Source organism: Mycobacterium sp. NGS68 (genome assembly GCF_059812195.1).
On the sequence record NZ_JCALCE010000036.1, the window covers coordinates 13,873 to 34,800 of the forward strand.

Consider the following 20,928-nt stretch of genomic DNA (forward strand, 5'->3'; position numbering starts at 1 on the left):
GTCATAGTCTGACCCATCGCACCTTGATGATGGGCAGGCGGTGAGTGATGGCAGGTGATACGCGGCAGGCGATGGTGCTGACCGCTGTGCAGCTGCTGCGGGAGCGTGGCGCCGACGGCGTGACGTTGGACGCGTTGCTCAGTCGCAGCGGAGCCCCGCGCGGGTCCATCTACCACCACTTCCCCGGCGGTCGTTCGCAAATCCTCGATGAGGCAGTGCAACTGGGCGGCGACACCATCACCGAGCTGATCCGCCGCACGTCGGCCGATGGTCCGGTCGCGGTCCTGCGCCGGATGACCGCGTTCTGGCGTCGACTGCTGTGGGAAAGCGATTTCGGCGCCGGCTGCCCGGTGGTGTCGGTGGCGGTAAGCGCACCGGCCGATTCGGCCCTGGCCGAGCACGCCAACCAGATTTTCCAGGCCTGGCACGGCGCGCTCGCGGACTGCTTTGAGGGGCAGAGTCTGGCCGCGCCCGTCGCCCAGCGGCTGGCCAGCATGTCCGTCGCCGCCGTCTCCGGGGCGGTCACGCTGTGCCGAGCCAGAGCCAGCCTGCAGCCGCTCGAGGACGTGACGGCCGAACTCGAAGTGCTATTGACCGCTCGCACGCTGTTCGCGAACGAACCGAATGTGGGTTAGGGCATGGAATGGACCGGCGCCGTGTATGCCGACACCCCAACGGTGGAGGTGTCCACCTGGATCGACGCGCCCCCCGCACGCGTATGGGACGTCGCCTCGGATATCGCCGTCATGGCCGAGAGCAGCGCCGAGCTGCAACGCGTCGAATGGGCCGACGGCCGCCAGGGGCCCGAAGTCGGCGCCCGGTTCACGGGCTACAACAAGCACCCGTCGTTCGGGGAATGGTCCACGGTCTCCGAAGTCGTGGAGTGCGAGCCGCAGCGCGTCTTCGCCTGGGCGGTAGGCGATCCGGACAATCCGACCGCAGTCTGGCGGCTTCGGCTGACCCCCGAGGGCAGCGGCACCCGGCTGTCGCAGTGGATGCAGATGGGGCCGGCGCCGTCGGGGCTGTCCGTGGCCATCGCGCAGCAACCGGACAAGGAACAAAAGATCGTCTACGTGCGGATGCGCGAATTCGAGAAGTCGATGCTGGCCACCCTCGAATACCTCAAACAGAAGGCCGAACGCTGATGCGCGCCGCCATCACCGTCGAGGCCGCCAGCTTCGGAACCTGGTCTCACCAAAAGCTTTTCGTCTCCGAAGCGGAGAGGATGGGCCTCGACATCTGTTGGGTCGCCGAGGCGTGGGGTTCGGATGCGGTGTCGACGCTGGGCTTCTACGCCGCCTGCACCGAACGGATGCTGCTGGGATCCGGCATCATCCAACTGGCGACCCGCACCCCCGTTGCGATCGCCCAGGCCGCGATCACGCTGTCCAACTTGTCACAGGGCCGATTCCTACTCGGGCTCGGCGCGTCTGGCCCCCAGGTCATCGAGGGGCTGCACGGCGTCGCCTTCGCCCGCCCGCTGGCGCGCATGCGGGAGACCGTCGACATCATCCGTCAGGCCGTCGCAGGCGAACGAATCTCTTTTCAGGGCAAGCAGTTTCACATTCCGCGGGTCGGCGGCGACGCGAAGCCCATGCGACTGTCGATGCGGGCCGAACATCCGATTCCGCTGTATCTGGCGACCCTCACGCCGGCCATGCTGCGGCTCACCGGCGAGATCGCCGACGGATGGCTCGGCACCAGCTTCGTTCCCGAGGGCGCCGACGAGGCGTACTTCGCCCACCTCGACGAGGGCCTGACGCGCTCCGGACGTGTGCGGTCGGACCTGGACATCTGCCAGGGCGCCGAGGTCGCCTTCGCCGCCGACGAGAATCACCTCAAGACGCTCGTCGACAAGCGCAAGTCCGAGTTGGCGTTCAGCCTCGGCGGAATGGGTTCGACGTCAACGAACTTCTACAACCAGGCGTACAGCCGCCAGGGCTGGGCCGACGTCGCCACGGCCGTCCGACAGCGCTGGCAATCCGGCGACCGCGCCGGAGCGGCCGCCCTGATCACCGACGACATGATCCTGGCGACGACGCTGATCGGCACCGAACCGATGGTTCGTGACCGGCTGCGGGTGTGGTGCGACGCCGGCGTGGACACCGTCCGCATCTACCCGGCGGGCGACACCCTCGAAGAGCGGGTGAAGACTCTCGGCGCCGCCATCGACCTGGTCCATTCGATCGGGGCGTCGAGTCCATGACGGACGCCGCCGAGCCTGAGACCCCGCTCAGGCGCCGGTCCGCGTGCGCCGGCCAGGAACATGAATGCGGCGATGAAACACAGAACCGCCGCCCAGAGCGCGGTGCCACGACTCGGCGGACTGAATGTCTGAGCGAGGTCCCCGGCGTGGCTCCCCGACGGCACTGCCTGCACGGATCCGGACTTTACCCAACTGTCGCTTCAGGACGCGCATCCTGGAGACCGTCCTGGAGACGAAGAAACCCGCCCTGACCGCTGTGCCTGGCCAGTGCGGGTTTCCCACTGTCGGGGTGGCGGGATTCGAACCCACGACCTCTTCGTCCCGAACGAAGCGCGCTACCAAGCTGCGCCACACCCCGCTTGAAGCCACGACAGCCTATCGCACCGGCCCGCCGACTCGCCAAACGCGCTAGACGCGGGTCACTTCCACAGGCAGGAACGCTCGAATTCGACCAGCGCCAGGGCGTGGTCGCCGGGGTCGAGCCCCTGGGCGCTGACCCAGTCGTCGCTGAAGTAGGTGTCCGCGTAGCGGTCCCCGCTGTCGGCGAGCAGGGTGACCACCGAGCCGCTGCGGCCGTCGGCGACCATCTCGGCGAGCAGCCCGAAGGCGCCCCACAGGTTGGTGCCCGTGGACGGCCCCACGCGGCGGCCCAGGACGGCGCTGACGTGCCGTGCGGCGGCTATTGACGCCGCGTCGGGCACCGACACCATGCGGTCGACCACGCCGGGCAGAAACGACGGCTCAACCCGCGGTCGGCCGATGCCCTCGATCCGCGAACCCGTCGGCATCACGAGGTCGTCCCGACCTTGGGCGTAGGCGGGAAAGAACGCGGAATTCTCCGGGTCGACGACGCACAACCGGGTGGCATGGCGCCGGTAGCGGATGTAGCGGCCGATCGTCGCGCTGGTGCCGCCGGTGCCCGCCCCGACGACGATCCACTCCGGGACGGGGTGGGCCTCGTCGCGCATCTGCGCGTAGATCGACTCCGCGATGTTGTTGTTGCCGCGCCAGTCGGTGGCGCGCTCGGCGTGGGTGAACTGGTCCAGGTAATGGCCGCCGGTGTCCGCGGCGACCCGGGCCGCCTCGGCGTAGACCTCGCTCGAGTTCTGCACGAAATGGCAACGGCCGCCCTGCGCTTCGATCAGCGCGATCTTGGCGGCGCTGGTCGACGCCGGCATCACGGCGACGAACGGCAGCCCCAGCAGGGCGGCGAAGTAGGCCTCGGACACGGCGGTGGAACCGGACGACGCCTCGACGACGGTGGTGCCGTCGCCGATCCAGCCGTTGCACAGCGCGTAGAGGAACAGCGAACGGGCCAGCCGGTGCTTGAGGCTGCCGGTGATGTGCGTCGTCTCGTCCTTGAGGTAGAGCGCGACGTCCACGTCGGTGCCCCACGCCGACGGCAGCGGGTAGCGCAGCAGGTGGGTATCGGCGCTGCGGCGGGCGTCAGCCTCGATCAGCCGGATCGCGTTGTCGGTCCAGTCACGCGGCCGGCTACGGTCCGCGATCTGGGCCCGATCGGTCAACGCACCGATGCTGTTGGCTGTGACCGGCTCAGGTTGCTGTCCGAGTCACGGTCGCCCATCGGGGTCGCGATGAGCGTCAGCAGGGTGACCTCAGGCCGGCAGCAGAACCGCACCGGCGCGAACGGCGAGGTGCCCATTCCGGCCGACACGTGCAACAGCATGTTTTCACCCCAGCGGGACGGTCCCTTGGCCCTTGAGCGATCCAGGCCGCAGTTGGTCACCAAAGCCCCGTAGAACGGCAGGCACAGCTGCCCGCCGTGGGTGTGGCCGGCCATCACCAGCTGGTAGCCGTCGGTGGCGAACCGGTCCAGCACCCTGGGCTCCGGCGAGTGCGTCAGCCCCAGCCTCAGGTTCGCGGCCGGGCTCGCCGGACCCGCGATCGTGTCGTACCGGTCCCGGTCGATGTGCGGGTCGTCCACGCCGGCCGCGGCGATGTGCAGCCCGGCCACCTCGAACTCCCGACGGGTGTGGGTCATGTCCAGCCAGCCGCGCTCGGTGAACGCAGCGCGCAGGTCCTGCCAGGGCAGCGGCTCGCCGCGGACGCGGTGGTCCGGGTTGGTCAGGTAGTTCATCGGGTTCTTCAGGCGCGGCCCGAAGTAGTCGTTGCTGCCGAAGACGAACACGCCCGGACGGGATAGCAGGTCGCCCAGGCCCTGGATGACCGCGGGCACCGCCTTGGGGTGCGCCAGGTTATCGCCGGTGTTGACCACCAGGTCGGGCTCCCAGGACGCTAGCTCGCGCAGCCAGGCCTGCTTACGGCGTTGGTTGGGCAGCATGTGCAGATCGCTGACATGCAGCACCCGCAGCGGGGTGGATCCGGGTGAGAGCACGGGCATGGTCAACTCGCGGATGACGAACGCGTTGCGCTCGACAAACGCGGCATAACCGATCCCGGCGACGGCCGAGCCGAGTGCGACGGCTCCGGTGCGCAACAGCGTGGGCAGAACAGCAGCCATGCTGAAAGCCTACTGCCGGTGGCCGACTGGTAACGCATGTCTTCAGACACACGTGCCGTAAGGGGCCTTTTGCGCACCGCCAGGTTATGGCGGCGGCGGTGCCGGAGGCGGCGGCGCGAGCAGCGGAATCGTGATCGGCGGCAGACCCGGTATCTCCACCACCTGCGACCCGATCGGCGGCGGCATGCCCGGAATGCCTTCCGGCAGCGGCGGCGGTGGCGGCGGGATGCCGTTGCTGATCTGGATCGTGATGATCGAGCCCGGGATGGTCTGCCCGCTGGGTGACGTCCCGACGACCTCGCCGAACTTGGCGACGCTGTTGATGGAGGCGGTTTGGTCGGCGACCTGGAAGCCCGCGTCCTTCAGTCGCTGGCGCGCCTGGTCCACCTCCAGGCCGGCGACGCTGGGCACCCGTGAGCCTGGTGAGCCCTCGACGTAGCGAGGATCGGTGGGCGGCAACTTCACTTCGCCGAACGCGGTGGCGATCGGTTTCATCGCCGTGAACCATGTGCGTGCCGGTTCGTTGCCGCCGTACAGGTCGCCTTCCCCGCAGTGTCGCAGCGGGGCCGAACACAGGTCCGTCGGCGAGGTCGAGTCGTCGTAGATGTAGTTCGCGGCGGCGTAGTGGCTGGTGAATCCGACGAAGCCGGAGGATCGGTGCGCCTCAGTGGTGCCGGTCTTGCCCGACACCGGCAGGTCCCAACCGGCCGCACCGGCCGAACCGGCGGCCGTGCCGGATCCGGTCGCATCCTTGCTCATCGCGTTGGCCAGCGTGTTGGCCAGACCCTCGGGGACGACCTGGTCGCAGGTCTCGGTGGTGACAGCGACCTCATTGCCGTTGCGGTCGATCAGCTTGTCGACCGGGCTCGGCGGGCACCACACGCCGCCGGACGCCAGGGTGGCCGCGACGTTGGACAGCTCCAGCGCATTGACCTCGATCGGGCCGAGGGTGAACGAGCCGATGTTTTGCCGCTTGACGAAGTCGGCCAGGCTCTCGTTGCTGTCCGGGTTGTAGTCGCGGGCGGTGCCCGGATTGGCGTAGGAGCGCAGGCCCAGCTTGATGGCCATATCCACCGTGCGGGTCACCCCGACCTGCTGGATCAGCTTGGCGAACGCGGTGTTGGGTGAGGTGGCCAACGCGTCCGTGACGTTCATTGCGCCCCGGTAGTTACCGGCGTTGACGACGCACCAGGTGTCCTTGGGACAGCCCTTGGCGCCACCGCTGCCCATGCCTTTGGCCTGGAATCGGCCGGGCACGTCGAGCGAGGCGTTGATCCCCATGCCCATGTCGAGCGCAGCGGCCGTCGTGAAGATCTTGAACACCGACCCCGCGCCGTCGCCGACCAGGGAGAACGGCTGTGGTCGCATGGTTTCGCCGGCTTCGAGGTCGAGCCCGTAGGTGCGGTTGCTCGCCATGGCCAGGACGTGGTGGGAATCCTTGCCCGGCTTGATCACGCTCATCACGCTGGAAATGCCCGGCAGTTTGGGGCTCGCGAACTTGTCGATGGCCGCTTTGACCGGGATCTGCACCTCGGGGTCGAGCGTGGTGCGGATCAGATAGCCGCCCCGGGCCAGTTGCTCCTTACTGATGCCGGCGCGCGACAGGTACTCCTGGACGTAGTCGCAGAAGAACGCGCGGTCGGCGGCGGCGATACAGCCCCGCGGCAGCTCCTTGGGCTGCGGCAGGATGCCCAGCGGCTGGGCCTTGGCGGCCCGCAGGGCCTCGGCTTCGGCGGGCAGGTTCTCGATCATCGTGTCGAGGACCAGGTTGCGCCGGGCCAGCGCGCCTTCCGGGTTGACGTAGGGGTTGAGCGTGCTGGTCGACTGCACCATGCCGGCCAGCAGGGCGGCCTGCTGCCAGTTCAGGTCCGACGCGTTGATGCCGAAGTAGGTCTGCGCCGCGTCCTGCACGCCGAAGGAGTTGTTGCCGAACGACACCAGGTTCAGGTACTTGGTCAGGATCTCCGGCTTGGTGAAGGTCTTGTCCAGCGTCAGCGCCATGCGGATCTCGCGCAGCTTGCGCGCCGGGGTGGTCTCGACGGCCGCGCGCTTCTCCGCGTCGGTCTGCGCGGTGACCAGCAGTTGGTAGTTCTTGATGTACTGCTGCTCGATCGTCGATCCACCGCGGGTTTCCACGTCGCCGGACGCGTAGCCGGCCAGGCCGGTCAGCGTGCCCTTCCAGTCCACGCCGTTGTGTTCGGCGAACCGCTTGTCCTCGATGGAGACGATCGCGAGCTTCATCGTGTTGGCGATCTTGTCGCCGGGCACCTCGAAGCGGCGCTGCGAATACAGCCAGGCGATGGTGTTGCCTTTCGCGTCGACCATCGTCGACACCGCGGGCACCGCGCCCTCGACCAGCTGGGCCGAGCCGTTGGCGACGACCTCGGACGCGCGATTGGACATCAGTCCTAGTCCGCCCGCGACCGGGAACATCAGTGCGGTCGCGACGACGCTGGCCAGCAGGCAGCACCCAGCCAGCTTGAGGAGCGTCAATGCGGCCGGCGGACGATCGGACATGGGTCCACAGTAGCCACCCTGGGCGACAGCGCCATGTTCAGCGGCCGACCAGATCGGTTCACTCACTCATACGGACAGTGTCCGCAGCGATTTGCACAAGTGTTAGGCAAATTTTCACAAGCGTCACTGTTCAACTCCACAAACGGGACTCGGGCGTCGCCGCGCGAAGTCCGCTCCGACGCCCAGACGGCACGCGCGTCCCAAAAAAAGCGTTATCAGACTGTTGCGCAATTGGCACCTGACCACCTAACTTAGACACACGGTGAGATTCAGGTAACAGCGCCGTGCACAGTGTGGCGTAGATCGCAGCAGGGTCTGCACCCGAGGAGGGCGGTCGCAAATTGCGGCTGGGAGGAAAGGGAACAGCTCGTGTCAGGAACACGGCCGGCGCCACGCAGAACGAACCTGTCGATTGCGACGACGCCCCTGAAGGCAGTCGAAGCCGAAGACCGCATCGCCTGGGTATCGAAGGCGCTGTGCCGGGCCACCGACCCTGACGAGCTGTTCGTGCGCGGCGCCGCCCAGCGCAAGGCCGCCGTGATCTGCAGGCACTGCCCTGTAATGCAGGAATGCGGTGCCGACGCGCTGGACAACAAGGTCGAGTTCGGCGTCTGGGGCGGCATGACCGAGCGCCAGCGCCGCGCACTGCTCAAGCAACACCCCGAGGTGGTGTCGTGGGCCGACTTCTTCGACAAGCGGCGTAACCGCAGCGTCGGCTGATCCGCTCGCCCTTCGAGCATTCATCATTACTTTTCTGTTACAACCGCAGGTCGCCATCGCCTAATCAGCTTGTGCGCAATAAGAACTGGCGTGTGCACAATAGCGGGGGTGCGCCGTGTGCGTCGAGCGTCGACTTATGTCACGGTCCCGCGTCGGGAACGTGCATCAACCCAACGCTCGTCGGGTGGTATTTAGCCGACGGAGGTGATCTGGTCCGCGAGCGCGCGCAGCGCCTCCAGGTCGGACACGTCGAACGGCAGCGACGGCACGCCGATGACCGGGACGTCGGGATTGGCGCCGGTAAACCGCGACAGCAACCGGACCTCGCGCTTGGCGGTCTGCGCCCGATCGGTGTGGATCCGCAGCACGGCCGCCGCCAGTTTGGCGCTCGAGTCGGAGTCGGGGGCGTCCAGCGTCTCAGTGGCGTCGATCGCCCGCTCGACGGGTAGCGAACACAACGTCGGATGCGTGCGGTTCAACACCAGCCCCGCCAGCGGCATGCTTTCCTGGGACAGCCGGTCGACGAAGAAGGACGCCTCGCGCAGCGCGTCGGGTTCGGCCGCCGACACCACCACGAACTGGGTGCCGCGGCGCTTCAACAGCGCATAGGTGCGATCGGCCTTCTCCCGGAAGCCCCCGAACGTCGCATCGAGCGACTGCACGAACGCCGCCGCATCGCCCAGCATCTGCGAGCCGAGCACCGTGGACATCGCCTTCATCGCCAAACCCATTGCGCCGGTCACCAATCGACCGATACCCCGACCGGGGGCCAGCAGCAGCCGCCACAGGCGGCTATCCATGAAACTGCCCAACCGCTTTGGCGCGTCCAGGAAGTCGAGCGCATTGCGCGACGGCGGGGTGTCCACCACCACCAGGTCCCAGCGGTCCTCGGCCAGAAGCTGACCCAGCTTCTCCATCGCCATGTACTCTTGCGTGCCGGCCAGCGAGGTCGCGACGGTCTGATAGAACTGATTGTCCAGAATCGATTGCGCGCGATCGGATCCGGAGTACTGGATCACCATCTCGTCGAACGTGCGACGCATGTCCAGCATCATCGCGTGCAGCTGGCCGGGAACTTCCGGCGCCAACGGCACCCGCTGCGGGGTGTTGCCAAGATCGTTGACGCCCAACGCCTGTGCCAACCGCTTAGCGGGGTCGATGGTCAAAACGACCACGGTGCGGCCGTATTCGGCGGCGCGCAGCGCCATCGCGGCTGCCGTCGTCGTCTTACCGACCCCGCCCGCGCCGCAGCACACCACCACGCGGTTGGAGGTGTCGGCCAGAATCTTGGCCATGTCCAGGGTCTTTGGTGTGTTGGTCATCGAACCCCCTGCTGGGCAAGCGATTCGGAGAGTTCGTAGAGGCTGCCCAGGTCCACGCCGTCGGAGATGGTCGGTAGTTCCAGCCGCGGTACGTGCAACGCGTCGAGCTGTTGGGCGTTGTCCGCGCGCGCCCTGATCCGGGTGGCATGCTCGATGGTCTCGGTGAGCAGGCCGGCGAAATCGTCGTCGGAGAGCGTGATTCCGGCCGTCTCCAGACCGGACCGCACCGAGTCGGCGTCGATGTCTCCCTCGGCGGCCTTGGCCAGCGCGTCGGGCTCCAGATAGGCGGGAATGTTGCGGTTGACGATCACACTGCCGATCGGCAGATCCATCTCCGCCAACTCCTCGATGGCTTCCAGGGTCTCCTGTACCGGCAGCGCCTCCAGTAGGGTGACCAGGTGGATGGCGGTCTGATCGGAGTGCAGCAGCTTGACGACCCCCTCGGCCTGCGAGTGCACCGGTCCGCCCTTCGCCAGGTCGGATACCGCCTTGGTGACGTCGAGGAACCGGGCGATGCGGCCGGTCGGGGGCGCGTCGACGACGATCGCGTCATAGAGCGGCTGCCGGTTCTTGTCGACGCGGATCACGGTCTCCTTGATCTTGCCGGTGAGCAGCACGTCGCGCAGGCCCGGCGCGATCGTCGTCGCGAACTCGATCGCACCGATCCGGCGCATCGCCCGCCCCGCGATCCCGAGGTTGTAGAACATGTCGAGGTATTCCAGGAACGCCGCCTCGATGTCGATTGCCAGCGCGTTGACCTGGCCGCCGCGTTCGGCGGTGGCGATCTTGAGCTCCTGGTACGGCAGCGGCGGGACGTCGAACAGCTGCGCGATGCCCTGGCGCCCCTCGACCTCGACGAGCAGCACCTTGCGCCCGCCTGCGGCCAGGGTCAGGGCGAGCGCGGCCGCGATCGTCGACTTTCCCGTACCGCCCTTGCCCGTCACGAAATGCAGGCGGGCCTTCGACAAGCGCGCCGGCCAGCCGACGGAATGCCCGCCGCTATCTGTGTTTGCCACCATCGCATGCTAGCCCGACGCCGGTAGCCCGCCACCGGGTTGCCCGGAGCTGGTTCCGTCCGACCGATAAGCTCGCGTCATGACCCAACCGACCGCGTGGGAGTACGCCACGGTCCCGTTGCTTACACACGCCACCAAGCAGATCCTCGACCAATGGGGTGAGGACGGCTGGGAACTGGTGGCGGTGCTGCCCGGGCCCACCGGCGAGCAGCACGTCGCGTACCTGAAGCGGCCCAAGTAGCGGAGCGGGTCATGACTTCTGGATCCACCTGGCTGGCCCGGCTCGGGAATCTCGGTGTGGCGCTGCCGCAGGTCGCCTCGCCGCTGGCCGCCTACGTTCCCGCGGTGCGCACCGGCAACGTCGTCTACACCTCCGGCCAGTTGCCGTTCGACTCCGGAAGGCTTGCCCGCACCGGCAAGGTGGGCGCCGATGTCACGCCCGAGGAGGGCAAGGCGATGGCTCGGATCTGCGCGCTCAACGCGCTGGCCGCCGTCGACGCGCTGGTGGGTCTGGACACGGTGACGCGGGTGGTCAAGGTCGTCGGGTTCGTCGCGTCGGCGCCGGGTTTCAACGGCCAGCCCAACGTGGTCAACGGCGCCTCGGACCTGCTTGCCGAAGTGTTCGGCGACAAGGGTGCGCACGCGCGTTCGGCGGTCGGGGTGGCCGAGTTGCCGATGGATGCGCCGGTGGAAATCGAGCTGATCGTGGAGGTCGGCTGAGGTCCGATGACCGAGACAGCCGAGCCCGCTGAGTCGCTGACGCATCCCGCATACGGCAGGCTGCGGCCCGTCACGGAGACCGTGTCGGTGTTGCTGGCCGAGAACCCCGGTCTGATGACTTTGGAGGGGACCAACACCTGGGTGCTGCGCGGTCCCCGCAGCGACGAGCTGGTCATCGTGGATCCCGGACCCGACGACGACGAGCACATCGCTCGGGTCGCCGCGCTGGGCCGCATCGCGCTCGTGCTGATCAGCCACCGCCACCCCGACCACACCGATGGCATCGACAAGCTGGTCGAGCTGACCGGGGCGACGGTGCGCTCCGCGGGCAGCGGATTCCTGCGCGGTCTGGGCGGCGAGCTGACCGACGGCGAGGTGATCGACGCGGCCGGCCTGAAGATCAAGGTGATGTCCACGCCGGGCCACACCGCCGACTCGTTGTCGTTCGTGCTCGACGACGCGGTGCTGACCGCCGACACGGTGCTGGGCCGCGGCACCACCGTCATGGATAAGGAAGACGGCAGCCTGGCCGACTACCTGGAATCCCTGCACCGGCTGCGGGGCCTGGGCCGACGCGCGGTGCTGCCCGGTCACGGACCCGAGCTGCCCGACCTGGACGCCGTCACCCAGGACTACCTCGTGCACCGGCAGGAGCGGCTGGAGCAGGTGCGGTCCGCGGTGCGCGAGCTGGGGGAGGACGCCAGCGCCCGGCAGGTCGTCGAACACGTCTATACCGACGTCGACGAGAAGCTGTGGGACGCCGCCGAATGGTCGGTCCAGGTGCAGCTCGACTACCTGCGGGCTACCTAGCGCGAACAGACGCAAAAGCTCCCGACACGCCGACGGAAAAGGGCCTTTTGCGTCTGCTCGCCGGTCTAACGCGCGCGGCGCGCCAGCCGCTCGGAGTCCGAGATGAGCACGCTCTTGCCCTCGAGGCGGATCCAGCCGCGGTGCGCGAAGTCGGCCAGCGCCTTGTTCACCGTCTCCCGCGATGCGCCCACCAGCTGGGCGATCTCCTCCTGGGTCAGGTCATGGGTCACCCGCATCGCGCCACCCTCCTGGGTGCCGAAGCGCTGGGCGAGTTGCAGCAGCTGCTTGGCCACCCGACCGGGCACATCGGTGAAGATCAGGTCGGCCAGGTTGTTGTTGGTCCGGCGCAACCGCCGTGCCAACACCCGCAGCAGCTGTTCGGCGATCTCCGGACGGTCGGCGATCCAGGCCCGCAGCGCGTCGCGGTCCATCGACACCGCCCGCACCTCGGTGATCGTCGTCGCGCTGGACGTCCGCGGGCCCGGGTCGAAGATCGACAACTCGCCGAACATGTCCGACGGGCCCATGATGGTCAGCAGGTTCTCCCGGCCGTCCGGCGAGCGGCGACCGATCTTGACCTTGCCGGCGACGATGATGTACAGCCGGTCGCCGGGCTCTCCCTCGGCGAAAACCGTATGTCCGCGGGGGAAGTCAACGGGTTGCAGCTGCTTGGTCAGTGCTGCGACTGCGCTGGGCTCAACCCCTTGGAAGATCCCTGCCCTTGCCAGGACCTCGTCCACGTTGCCTCTTCTTGCCTCTTCGGGTTCCAACGAATCAGATACTGGCAGGCCGCCCTGTTACGAGTGACACGCGTTTAAAGGTAGGCCAATCGGTTCGACCTGCCAACGCTACACACGATTGGCGTCCCGAGTCTCCCTAAATTGCGGATTGGTTCGCGAACGGGCGTGGATGCGCGTCGGCAACCCCGACTCGCCCAGTTGGCCGAAGTCGCCGGCGAAAAACAGCGCGTCGAGCCGCAGCCCCGAGCCGCCCGCGGGCAACTCGGCCTGCCGCAGCGCCTGTCGCCGGTGTAGATAGTCCAGCGCCTCGGGCATGCCCTCACGGGCGAGGGTGTGGACATCCACCGCCTCGGCATGCTCCAGGAAGTCGTCGACGTCGGTCGCGGAGACGGTGCCGGCGGACAGCGCCCTTTCCACGCGCCCGAGGCCGAGCGTCGCCAGCATGAGCAGCCCGGGCACGCAGGCCACCAGCAACCACGACACAAGGAGAGTAAACAGGGCCTTGCATCAACATGAGGTCTCAGTGAGATCACGAAATCAGTACTCTGTCGTACGTGACACGGGCAAAGCCGAAAGGCCGTGCTAGGCCCACGCCGGCCGCAGCCGGTGCGGAGGTGGACCGGCGGTGGGCCCAAGAGACCCGCGTCGGCCTGGTCCGTCGGGCGCGTCGGATGAATCGCACACTGGCACAAGCGTTTCCGCACGTGTACTGCGAGCTGGACTTCACCTCGCCGCTCGAGCTGGCGGTGGCGACCATCCTGTCCGCGCAGAGCACCGACAAGCGGGTCAATCTGACGACGCCCGCGCTGTTCGCGAAATACCGCACCGCGGTGGACTACGCGCAGGCGGACCGGGCCGAGCTGGAAGCCCTGATCCGCCCCACCGGCTTCTATCGCAACAAAGCGAACTCGCTGATCGGCCTCGGCCAGGCCCTGGTCGAGCGGTTCGACGGCGAAGTGCCCGCCACCATGGAGGAATTGGTGACTCTGCCGGGGGTGGGCCGCAAGACCGCCAACGTGATCCTCGGGAACGCCTTCGGCATCCCGGGCATCACCGTCGACACCCACTTCGGGCGGCTGGTGCGCCGCTGGCGCTGGACGGCCGAGGAGGACCCGGTCAAGGTGGAGCACGCCGTCGGCGAACTGATCGAACGCAAGGAGTGGACCCTGCTGAGCCACCGCGTGATCTTCCACGGTCGGCGCGTGTGCCACGCCCGCAAGCCGGCCTGCGGAGTCTGCGTGCTCGCCAAGGACTGCCCGTCCTTCGGCCTCGGTCCCACCGACCCGCTGCTCGCCGCCCCCCTCGTCCAGGGCCCAGAGACCGAGCATCTGTTGGCGCTGGCCGGGCTGTAACGCCCCGTGACGGCCCCATGACGCCCAAAACCCGGTGGACCGTCGCGATCCTGGCGGTGGTGGCGGCCCTGGTGGTGGCGCTGGTTGCCGAGCTGCGCGACGACGCCCCGTCCGCCCGGACGTCCCAGGGCACCGCCGCCCGCGAACACCGCGACGCCGACACCCCGGCCGCGCTGGCCGGGCCGCGGCAGCGTGCGGATCTGCCGGCCTGTCCCCGCGGCGGTGCCGGCGCGGGAGTGCTGCGCGGCGTGGTGGTGGAGTGCGCGGCCGATGGTTCCGCCGTCGACGTCGCTGCCGCGTTCGCCGGGCACCGGGTGGTGCTCAACCTGTGGGCGTACTGGTGCGTTCCATGCGCGGCCGAACTGCCCGCCATGGCCGAGTATCAGCGTCGGGTCGGGCCGGAGGTGCTGGTGGTGACCGTCCACCAGGACGAGAACGAGACGGCCGCCCTGCTGCGGCTGGCCGAGATGGGTGTGCGGCTGCCGACCCTGCAGGACGGTCGCCGGCGGGTCGCCGCGGCGCTGGCCGTCGCAAACGTGATGCCCGCGACGGTGGTGCTGCGGCCGGACGGTAGCGTTGCGCAGACGCTGCCGCGCGCCTTCGCCACCGCCGACGAGATCGCGGCCGCCGTGCAAAGCGATGCGGGATGACCGGGACAAAGCGGGGTGAGGCGCGGGTGAGTGCGATTCCCCTGACGCCGGAATTCGGGCCGCCCTGGCTCAAACCGCTGGTCGACAACGTCGCCGAGATTCCCGACGCATTCCGCCGCCGGCTGCCGGCCGACGTGCTGGCCATGGTGACCGCCGCCGGCGCATTGTCGTCGGTTGCCTCGCTGCGCCGCGACGACCGCGAGGCCGCCGTCCTGGTGCTGTTCTCCGGCCCGCCGGCCGGGCCGGACGACGGCGGACCGCCCGACGACGCCGACCTGTTGCTGACCGTGCGCGCCTCCACGCTGCGCCACCACGCCGGGCAGGCGGCGTTCCCCGGGGGGGCCTCCGATCCCGGCGACGACGGACCCGTCGCGACCGCCCTGCGTGAGGCGCACGAGGAAACCGGAATCGACCCGTCCCGGCTGCATCCGCTGGTCACGATGGAACGGACGTTCATCGCGCCGTCGCGGTTCCACGTCGTCCCGGTGCTGGCCTACTCGCCCGATCCCGGCCCGGTGGCCGTCGTCAACGAGGCCGAAACCGCCATCGTGGCCCGGGTTCCGGTGCGCGCGTTCATCAACCCGGAGAATCGGCTGATGGTGTACCGCCGCACGCTCAGCCGCCGCTGGGCCGGCCCGGCGTTTCTACTGAACGAAATGCTGGTGTGGGGCTTCACTGGCCAGGTGATCTCAGCAGTGCTCGACGTCGCCGGCTGGGCCCAGCCCTGGGACACCGGCGACATCCGCGAGCTGGACGAGGCGATGGTCCTCGTCGGCGAACCGGATGGGGGTGGCGCGCGATGAACTCGCTGAGCCCGTCGGACTGGCTGGATGTGGCCGTGCTGGCCGTCGCGTTCATCGCGGCGATCTCGGGCTGGCGTTCGGGCGCGCTGGGCTCGTTGCTGTCGTTCGTCGGCGTGCTGCTCGGCGCGCTGGCCGGCGTGCTGTTGGCGCCGCACATCGTCAGCCACATCGCCGCCCCGCGCGCGAAGCTGTTCACCGCGCTCTTCCTGATCCTGGCGCTGGTCGTCGTCGGCGAGGTGGCCGGCGTCGTGCTGGGGCGGGCGGTTCGCGGCGCGATCCGCAACAGCACCGTCCGCACGCTCGACTCGGTCGTCGGGGTGGGCGTGCAACTGGTGGTGGTGCTGACGGCGGCGTGGCTGCTGGCGACGCCGCTGACCCAGTCGAAGGACCAGCCCGAGCTGGCTTCCGCGGTCAAGGGTTCGCGGGTGCTCGCGGGGGTCAACAATGTGGCGCCCGGCTTTCTGAAGACGGTGCCCAAGCGGCTGTCGGCGCTGCTGAACACGTCGGGGTTGCCCGCGGTGCTGGAGCCGTTCAGCCGGACGCCGGTCGCCCCGGTCGCGTCACCGGATCCGGCGCTGATCACCAACCCGGTGGTGGCCGCGACCCGGCCGAGCGTCGTCAAGATCCGCAGCGAGGCCCGCGCCTGCTCGAAGGTGTTGGAAGGCAGCGGATTCGTGGTGCAGGCCAACCGCGTGATGACCAACGCCCACGTGGTGGCCGGGTCCAACAAGGTCCAGGTGTACGCCAGCGGCAACCCGTTCGACGCGACCGTGGTGTCGTATGACCCGCGGGTCGATATCGCCATCCTCGCGGTGCCCAACCTGCCGCCGCCGCGGCTGGACTTCGATCAGGTCGAGGCGAAACCGGGCACGAGCGCGGTGGTGCTGGGCTATCCCGGCGGCGGCAACTTCACCGCCACCCCGGCCCGGATTCGCGAGGCCATCAAGCTCAACGGCCCGGACATCTACCGCGACCCCGAATCGGTCACCCGCCACGTCTACACCATCTACGCCAACGTGGAGCAGGGTAATTCGGGTGGACCGCTGATCGACCTCAACGGGCGGGTGCTCGGCGTCGTGTTCGGCGCGGCCGTCGACGACGCCAACACAGGCTTCGTGCTCACCGCCGACGAAGTGGAAAGCCAGTTGACCAGGCTCGACAGCAACCAGGCCGTGGCGACCGGACGCTGCGTCAGCTGAGCCGCGGCCCGTGCACGTGCTCGAGGAAGCGCATCAGGTGGCGGTTAATCTCCTGCGGCGCCTCTTCGTGACCGAAATGCCCTGCGCCGGCGACGGATACGTAGCGCCCGTGCGGCGCATAGCGCCGGGTGCGGTCGACCGGGTCGGCCAGCACGTACGGATCGGCGTCGCCGCGTAGATGCAGCAGCGGCACGCCGAGCTGCCGGGACATCGACCGGATGAAGCGCCGACCCTCGTCGCGCAGCTGGCTGCGGACCGCCCAGCGTTGATACTCCAGCGCGCAGTGCGCGGCGCCCGGGATCCGGATCGCCCGCCTCAGGTGGCCGATCGTCTGGGAAAAGTCTTCGGACGCTACCCATTTGGCGGAGCTGCGGCTGCGGACCAGGCGCTCGATTTCGTCCGCGTCGTGTCGGGTGAGCATGCGCTCCGGCCAGATCGGCGCCTGGTAGCGCAGCAACGTCGGGAGCAGCGCACGGCTCTGGTCGCGTCGGGTCAGGGTGGATCGGCGCAGCGCGGCCGGGTGCGGCGAGCTGATCAGCCCGATGGCGCGCACCAGGCGCGAATGCAGCAGGGCGGTGGTCCAGCAGGCCAGGCCGCCGTCGGCGTGGCCGATCAGCGTCGCCGACGTGTGCCCCAGCGCCCGGATCAGCCCGGCGGTATCGCCGGCCAGCGTCCAGCCGTCGTACCCGCGGGGCGGTTTGTCGCTGCCGCCGTAGCCGCGCAGGTCGACCGCGACCACCCGCGCCCCGGTCAGTTCCCGCAGTTGATGCCGCCAGGACCACCAGAACGAGCCGAAACCGTGCAGCAGCATCACCAACGGGCGCGCCGTGGCCGGCTCAGCCGGCGGTGTGGTGTCCTGGCCGGCGGGCAGCGCCTCGACGACGTGGAAGCGGATGCCGTTGGCGTGCACGTCCAGATGCCGCCAGGGCCCGTCGATGCGGACCATCGACGGATCGGGTGCCGGCATTTACCAACCCGACGGGTCGGCGGCCGTCCTGGGCGGCCTGGGAGGGTTGGAATCGGACGTGATCGCCGGCGGGCCCGCCGGGCCCTTGTCCTGGCCGGGCGTGAGCGCCGACGGCAGCTCCCGGACCGATTCGATGGTCTGACGCGGCCCCCGGATGCGACGCACCTTCAGATAGCCGAACAGCGCCAACACCACGGTGAAGACGACCATGATCCCGAACACGATCAGGAACGCCGCCCAGCGCCACAGCCAGTTGTCGAGCAACTCGGCAAGGAAGAAGAAGAAAAAGAAGGTGGAGTAGAACAGCACCACCAGGGCAGCGATGAAGAACACGCTGCCGGTCAGGCCCTTCTTGAGGTCGCGGGTGATCTCGGCGCGGGCCAGCTCGACCTCGGCGCGCACCAGCGTGGACATCTGCGCCGTCGCGTCCTTGATCAGGTCCCCGATCGACGGCTCACCGGATCGGGCATGCGGATCCGTCAACGGAATCGTGGTCAGGGTGTTGGGCACGCCGTTCTTGCCCTCGCCTTTGCTCACAGACGGTCCTCTCGGTTGATTGCCCGATTCGCTGTCGTCGCGGTTCATGTTGCCATGCGGTGCGGGGCCGCACGAGGCCAGCCGCGTGCGACGGCCGATCATCTAAACTGGCGGACCTGTTCCTCGACGTTCGACCAGCTCGACGGGAGTTTCGCTGTGCAGATGGCCTACCGGTGTGTCGCGGTGGCGATCGTGGCCGGCCTCTGGGCCCTGCTCGGTTGGCCCGCCGGCACCGCTACCGCCGACGACCGGTTGCCGCTGGGTGGCGGGGCGGGCATCGTCATCAACGGCGACACCATGTGCACGCTGACCACTATCGGCAACGACCGCTCCGGTGAGTTGATCGGCTTCACCTCCGCCCACTGCGGGGCGCCGGGCGCCCACGTCGCCGCGGAGGGCGCGGAGGGCAGGGGCCAGCTGGGTGTGATGGTCGCGGGCAACGACGCCCTGGACTACGCGGTGATCAAGTTCGATCCGGCCAAAGTGGCGCCGGTGGCCAACTTCAACGGCTTCGTGATCAGTGGCATCGGCCCGGATCCGGCGTTCGGCCAGGTCGCCTGCAAGCAGGGCCGCACCACCGGCAACTCCTGCGGGGTGACGTGGGGGATGGGCCAGACGCCCGGCACCCTCGTCATGCAGGTCTGCGGCCGGCCCGGCGACTCGGGCGGCCCGGTGACCGTCAACAACCTGCTGGTCGGCATGATCCACGGCGCGTTCAGCGACAACCTGCCGACGTGCGTCATCAAGTACATCCCGCTGCACACCCCGGCCGTGGTGATGGACTTCAACGCCATCCTGGCCGACGTCAACGCCAAGAATCGGCCCGGCGCGGGATTCGTGCCCGTTCCGGCCTGACCCGCGACGGCGCTACTTGGCTGCCTGGATCGCGTCGAATACCCCGGGGTCGAGCAGCGTCGACGTGTCGCCCAGCTCGCGCTTCTCGGCGAGGTCGCGCAGCAGCCTGCGCATGATCTTGCCGCTGCGGGTCTTGGGCAGTTCCGGGACGATGTGCACCTCGCGGGGCTTGGCGATCGGTGAGATCTCCCGGGCCACCTCGGCGCGCAGTTCGTCGACGGTGCCGTCGTGGGGCTCGTAGTTGCCGCGCACGACGACGAACGCGCAAATCGCCTGACCGGTGATGTCGTCCGTCACGCCGACCACCGCCGCCTCGGCGACCGCGGCGTGCCCGACGAGCGCCGACTCCACCTCGGCGGTGGAGATCCGGTGCCCGGACACGTTCATCACGTCGTCGATGCGGCCCAATATCCAGATCGCGCCGTCGGGGTCGAAGCGGGCGCCGTCGCCGGCGAAGTAATAGCCCTGCTCGGCGAACTTGGACCAGTAGGTCTTGCGATACCGCTCGGGGTCGCCCCAGATGCCGCGCAGCATCGCGGGCCACGGCTGGTCGAGGACCAGATACCCGGTGACGTGGGTTTCGCCCTCGCTGTCGGGGGGCAGTGGATCGCCGTGGTCGTCGACGATCTTGGCCGAGATCCCCGGCAGCGGCGTCATCGCGGAACCCGGCTTGGCCGCGGCGACTCCCGGCAACGGCGTGATCATGGCGGCCCCGGTCTCGGTCTGCCACCAGGTGTCGACCACCGGGAGCTTCCCCGCGCCGACGACGTCGCGGTACCAGCGCCAGGCCTCGGGATTGATCGTTTCGCCAACGGTCCCCAGCAGCCGCAGGCTGGACAGGTCGTGCGCGTCGGGGATCTCGCGGCCCCACTTCATGAACGTCCGGATCATCGTGGGGGCCGTGTAATAGATAGTCACGCCGTACTTCTCGATGATCTGGAAGTGCCGGTGCTCGTCGGGTGTATTGGGCGTGCCCTCGTAGAGAATCTCGGTGATGCCGTTGGACAGCGGACCGTAGACGCCGTAGGTGTGCCCGGTGACCCAGCCGATGTCGGCGGTGCACCAGAATACGTCGCTCTCCGGCTTGACGTCGAACACGATGTGCACCGTGTAGCAGCACTGCGTGAGGTAGCCGCCGCTGGTGTGCACGATGCCCTTGGGCTTGCCGGTGGTGCCCGACGTGTACAGCAGGAACAGCGGGTGCTCGGCGTCGAACGCCTCCGGGGTGTGTTCGGGCGACGCGGAGTCGACGACGTCGTGCCACCAGACGTCGCGCTCGTCGTTCCAGGTCACGTCGATTCCCGTGCGCCGGACCACCAGAACGCGCTCGACGGGACTGTCCGGCTCGCTCACGGCCTCGTCGGCGGCGTCCTTCAGTGCTGCCGCCTTGCCGCGGCGGTACTGCCCGTCGGCGGTGATCACCAGCTTGGCCTGGGCGTCGGCGATCCGGGCCCGCAGCGCGTGCGCGGTGAAGCCGCCGAACACGACGGTGTGCATGACGCCGAGCCGCGCGCAGGCCAGCATGGCGATCACGGCCTCGGGGATCAGTGGCAGATAGATGGCGACGCGGTCGCCGGCGACCAGACCGAGATCGGTCAGCGCGTTGGCCGCCTTGCACACCTCGGCCTGCAGCTCGGCATAGGTAAAGCTGCGGCTGTGGCCTTCGGGCTCGCCGACCCAGTGGATGGCGACCCGATCCCCGTGTCCGGCCTCGACGTGGCGGTCCACGCAGTTATAGGCGACGTTGAGCTTCCCGCCGACGAACCACTTGGCGAACGGCGCGTCCGACCAGTCCAGGACCTCGGTGAACGGGGTTGCCCAGGACAGCCTCTCGGCTTGTTTGGCCCAGAACGAGAGCCGGTCGTCCTCGGCCTCCCGGTAGAGGTCCTCACGCGCGTTTGCCTGCTCGGCGAAGTGCGACGGCGGCGGATACGAGGACGGGACTTCGGTGTTGGCGGCGGTCACTGGCTACTCCCTGGGTTTTGGCTCTGCGGCGAGCCTAACTCTGTGATACCGCGGTCGCGTACGAGGA

General features: G+C 68.6%; 22 protein-coding genes and 1 tRNA gene. 12 read left to right on the forward strand and 11 right to left on the reverse strand.

All coding sequences use genetic code 11. The features are described from left to right. Positions 1 to 47: 47 nt before the first annotated feature. Genes AC5Y5V_RS26430 through AC5Y5V_RS26440 form a run of 3 tightly spaced genes read left to right on the forward strand, consistent with a single transcriptional unit; the run spans position 48 to position 2,206 of the window. Positions 48 to 635 (forward strand): TetR/AcrR family transcriptional regulator, encoded by a 588-nt coding sequence (locus AC5Y5V_RS26430; RefSeq protein WP_499941039.1) that lies wholly within the window; start codon positions 48 to 50, stop codon positions 633 to 635. 3 nt (positions 636 to 638) lie between these two features. Then, positions 639 to 1,145, forward strand: coding sequence for an SRPBCC family protein (locus tag AC5Y5V_RS26435; RefSeq protein WP_499941041.1), 507 nt, complete (start codon positions 639 to 641; stop codon positions 1,143 to 1,145). Then, positions 1,145 to 2,206, forward strand: coding sequence for an LLM class flavin-dependent oxidoreductase (locus AC5Y5V_RS26440; protein ID WP_499941043.1), 1,062 nt, complete (start codon positions 1,145 to 1,147; stop codon positions 2,204 to 2,206). The genes AC5Y5V_RS26435 and AC5Y5V_RS26440 overlap by 1 nt, the downstream gene beginning before the upstream one ends. Before the next feature lie 284 nt (positions 2,207 to 2,490). Here the strand turns inward: AC5Y5V_RS26440 and AC5Y5V_RS26445 are convergent. The 4 genes from AC5Y5V_RS26445 to ponA2 all read right to left on the reverse strand — a co-directional run bounded on the left by AC5Y5V_RS26445 (position 2,491) and on the right by ponA2 (position 7,205). Then, a tRNA-Pro gene (locus AC5Y5V_RS26445) sits at positions 2,491 to 2,564 on the reverse strand. 61 nt (positions 2,565 to 2,625) lie between these two features. Beyond that, the gene (gene cds1, locus AC5Y5V_RS26450) at positions 2,626 to 3,732 is read right to left on the reverse strand and encodes an L-cysteine desulfhydrase Cds1 (protein ID WP_499941046.1); all 1,107 of its coding nucleotides are present in this window, start codon (positions 3,730 to 3,732) and stop codon (positions 2,626 to 2,628) included. Further along, positions 3,729 to 4,688, reverse strand: coding sequence for a metallophosphoesterase (locus AC5Y5V_RS26455; protein ID WP_499941048.1), 960 nt, complete (start codon positions 4,686 to 4,688; stop codon positions 3,729 to 3,731). The genes cds1 and AC5Y5V_RS26455 overlap by 4 nt, the downstream gene beginning before the upstream one ends. An 84-nt stretch (positions 4,689 to 4,772) precedes the next feature. Beyond that, a complete protein-coding gene (ponA2, locus tag AC5Y5V_RS26460) occupies positions 4,773 to 7,205 on the reverse strand; it encodes a transglycosylase/D,D-transpeptidase PonA2 (RefSeq protein WP_499941050.1) in 2,433 nt (810 codons plus the stop codon). 369 nt (positions 7,206 to 7,574) lie between these two features. Here ponA2 and AC5Y5V_RS26465 point away from each other — a divergent pair, with 369 nt between their 5' ends. After that, complete coding sequence (locus tag AC5Y5V_RS26465; RefSeq protein ID WP_499941052.1) at positions 7,575 to 7,925, forward strand: WhiB family transcriptional regulator; 351 nt, start codon at positions 7,575 to 7,577, stop codon at positions 7,923 to 7,925. 191 nt (positions 7,926 to 8,116) lie between these two features. On the opposite strand, the gene bagB is transcribed toward AC5Y5V_RS26465, so the two are convergent. Both bagB and bagA read right to left on the reverse strand, forming a co-directional pair. After that, the gene (gene bagB / locus AC5Y5V_RS26470) at positions 8,117 to 9,247 is read right to left on the reverse strand and encodes an ATPase BagB (RefSeq protein WP_499941055.1); all 1,131 of its coding nucleotides are present in this window, start codon (positions 9,245 to 9,247) and stop codon (positions 8,117 to 8,119) included. Continuing rightward, positions 9,244 to 10,266 carry an ATPase BagA gene (gene bagA / locus AC5Y5V_RS26475; protein ID WP_499941057.1) on the reverse strand — a complete coding sequence of 341 codons (1,023 nt, stop codon included), beginning with the start codon at positions 10,264 to 10,266 and terminating at the stop codon, positions 9,244 to 9,246. Before bagA ends, bagB begins: the two co-directional genes overlap by 4 nt. A gap of 76 nt (positions 10,267 to 10,342) precedes the next feature. Between bagA and sp36 the strand changes: the two genes are divergently transcribed. The 3 genes from sp36 to AC5Y5V_RS26490 are packed head-to-tail and all read left to right on the forward strand — an operon-like array spanning position 10,343 to position 11,793. Beyond that, a complete protein-coding gene (sp36, locus tag AC5Y5V_RS26480; protein WP_499941059.1) occupies positions 10,343 to 10,504 on the forward strand; it encodes a Sp36 family protein in 162 nt (53 codons plus the stop codon). An 11-nt stretch (positions 10,505 to 10,515) separates the two neighbouring features. After that, entirely contained in the window at positions 10,516 to 10,983 is a 468-nt protein-coding gene (locus AC5Y5V_RS26485; protein WP_499941061.1) for a RidA family protein, read from the forward strand. A gap of 6 nt (positions 10,984 to 10,989) precedes the next feature. Then, positions 10,990 to 11,793: an MBL fold metallo-hydrolase gene (locus tag AC5Y5V_RS26490; RefSeq protein ID WP_499941063.1), complete on the forward strand. Its 804-nt coding sequence runs from the start codon at positions 10,990 to 10,992 to the stop codon at positions 11,791 to 11,793. A 65-nt stretch (positions 11,794 to 11,858) separates the two neighbouring features. Here the strand turns inward: AC5Y5V_RS26490 and crp are convergent, their stop codons facing one another. Beyond that, entirely contained in the window at positions 11,859 to 12,533 is a 675-nt protein-coding gene (crp, locus tag AC5Y5V_RS26495) for a cAMP-activated global transcriptional regulator CRP (protein ID WP_067233956.1), read from the reverse strand. Positions 12,534 to 12,641: 108 nt separating this feature from the next. Next, positions 12,642 to 13,031, reverse strand: coding sequence for a hypothetical protein (locus tag AC5Y5V_RS26500; protein ID WP_499941114.1), 390 nt, complete (start codon positions 13,029 to 13,031; stop codon positions 12,642 to 12,644). Between the two features lie 173 nt (positions 13,032 to 13,204). Here AC5Y5V_RS26500 and nth point away from each other — a divergent pair, with 173 nt between their 5' ends. The 4 genes from nth to marP are packed head-to-tail and all read left to right on the forward strand — an operon-like array spanning position 13,205 to position 16,537. After that, positions 13,205 to 13,885, forward strand: coding sequence for an endonuclease III (gene nth / locus AC5Y5V_RS26505; protein ID WP_499941066.1), 681 nt, complete (start codon positions 13,205 to 13,207; stop codon positions 13,883 to 13,885). 17 nt (positions 13,886 to 13,902) lie between these two features. Then, complete coding sequence (locus AC5Y5V_RS26510; RefSeq protein WP_499941068.1) at positions 13,903 to 14,535, forward strand: TlpA family protein disulfide reductase; 633 nt, start codon at positions 13,903 to 13,905, stop codon at positions 14,533 to 14,535. Continuing rightward, the gene (locus AC5Y5V_RS26515; RefSeq protein WP_499941070.1) at positions 14,532 to 15,338 is read left to right on the forward strand and encodes an NUDIX hydrolase; all 807 of its coding nucleotides are present in this window, start codon (positions 14,532 to 14,534) and stop codon (positions 15,336 to 15,338) included. Before AC5Y5V_RS26510 ends, AC5Y5V_RS26515 begins: the two co-directional genes overlap by 4 nt. A gap of 5 nt (positions 15,339 to 15,343) precedes the next feature. After that, entirely contained in the window at positions 15,344 to 16,537 is a 1,194-nt protein-coding gene (gene marP, locus AC5Y5V_RS26520) for an acid resistance serine protease MarP (protein WP_499941118.1), read from the forward strand. Here the strand turns inward: marP and AC5Y5V_RS26525 are convergent. After that, complete coding sequence (locus AC5Y5V_RS26525; RefSeq protein WP_499941072.1) at positions 16,530 to 17,504, reverse strand: alpha/beta fold hydrolase; 975 nt, start codon at positions 17,502 to 17,504, stop codon at positions 16,530 to 16,532. The two genes, marP and AC5Y5V_RS26525, sit on opposite strands and share 8 nt — an antisense overlap. Further along, positions 17,505 to 18,041 (reverse strand): phage holin family protein, encoded by a 537-nt coding sequence (locus tag AC5Y5V_RS26530; protein WP_499941075.1) that lies wholly within the window; start codon positions 18,039 to 18,041, stop codon positions 17,505 to 17,507. A 156-nt stretch (positions 18,042 to 18,197) separates the two neighbouring features. Here AC5Y5V_RS26530 and AC5Y5V_RS26535 point away from each other — a divergent pair, with 156 nt between their 5' ends. Beyond that, positions 18,198 to 18,896, forward strand: a complete 699-nt coding sequence (locus AC5Y5V_RS26535) for a chymotrypsin family serine protease (RefSeq protein WP_499941077.1) — start codon at positions 18,198 to 18,200, stop codon at positions 18,894 to 18,896. Between the two features lie 12 nt (positions 18,897 to 18,908). On the opposite strand, the gene acs is transcribed toward AC5Y5V_RS26535, so the two are convergent. Continuing rightward, positions 18,909 to 20,861 carry an acetate--CoA ligase gene (gene acs / locus AC5Y5V_RS26540; protein ID WP_499941079.1) on the reverse strand — a complete coding sequence of 651 codons (1,953 nt, stop codon included), beginning with the start codon at positions 20,859 to 20,861 and terminating at the stop codon, positions 18,909 to 18,911. Positions 20,862 to 20,928 lie beyond the last annotated feature (67 nt).

Excerpts from the sequence above, each read along its gene's own strand:
- bagA (WP_499941057.1), bottom strand. The coding sequence starts at position 10,266 with ATGGTGGCAAACACAGATAGCGGCGGGCATTCCGTCGGCTGGCCGGCG.
- AC5Y5V_RS26455 (WP_499941048.1), bottom strand. The coding sequence starts at position 4,688 with ATGGCTGCTGTTCTGCCCACGCTGTTGCGCACCGGAGCCGTCGCACTC.
- AC5Y5V_RS26525 (WP_499941072.1), bottom strand. The coding sequence starts at position 17,504 with ATGCCGGCACCCGATCCGTCGATGGTCCGCATCGACGGGCCCTGGCGG.
- ponA2 (WP_499941050.1), bottom strand. The coding sequence starts at position 7,205 with ATGTCCGATCGTCCGCCGGCCGCATTGACGCTCCTCAAGCTGGCTGGG.
- AC5Y5V_RS26485 (WP_499941061.1), top strand. The coding sequence starts at position 10,516 with ATGACTTCTGGATCCACCTGGCTGGCCCGGCTCGGGAATCTCGGTGTG.
- AC5Y5V_RS26490 (WP_499941063.1), top strand. The coding sequence starts at position 10,990 with ATGACCGAGACAGCCGAGCCCGCTGAGTCGCTGACGCATCCCGCATAC.
- AC5Y5V_RS26435 (WP_499941041.1), top strand. The coding sequence starts at position 639 with ATGGAATGGACCGGCGCCGTGTATGCCGACACCCCAACGGTGGAGGTG.
- bagB (WP_499941055.1), bottom strand. The coding sequence starts at position 9,247 with ATGACCAACACACCAAAGACCCTGGACATGGCCAAGATTCTGGCCGAC.
- sp36 (WP_499941059.1), top strand. The coding sequence starts at position 10,343 with ATGACCCAACCGACCGCGTGGGAGTACGCCACGGTCCCGTTGCTTACA.
- AC5Y5V_RS26430 (WP_499941039.1), top strand. The coding sequence starts at position 48 with ATGGCAGGTGATACGCGGCAGGCGATGGTGCTGACCGCTGTGCAGCTG.
- AC5Y5V_RS26510 (WP_499941068.1), top strand. The coding sequence starts at position 13,903 with ATGACGCCCAAAACCCGGTGGACCGTCGCGATCCTGGCGGTGGTGGCG.
- AC5Y5V_RS26515 (WP_499941070.1), top strand. The coding sequence starts at position 14,532 with ATGACCGGGACAAAGCGGGGTGAGGCGCGGGTGAGTGCGATTCCCCTG.
- nth (WP_499941066.1), top strand. The coding sequence starts at position 13,205 with ATGAATCGCACACTGGCACAAGCGTTTCCGCACGTGTACTGCGAGCTG.
- AC5Y5V_RS26440 (WP_499941043.1), top strand. The coding sequence starts at position 1,145 with ATGCGCGCCGCCATCACCGTCGAGGCCGCCAGCTTCGGAACCTGGTCT.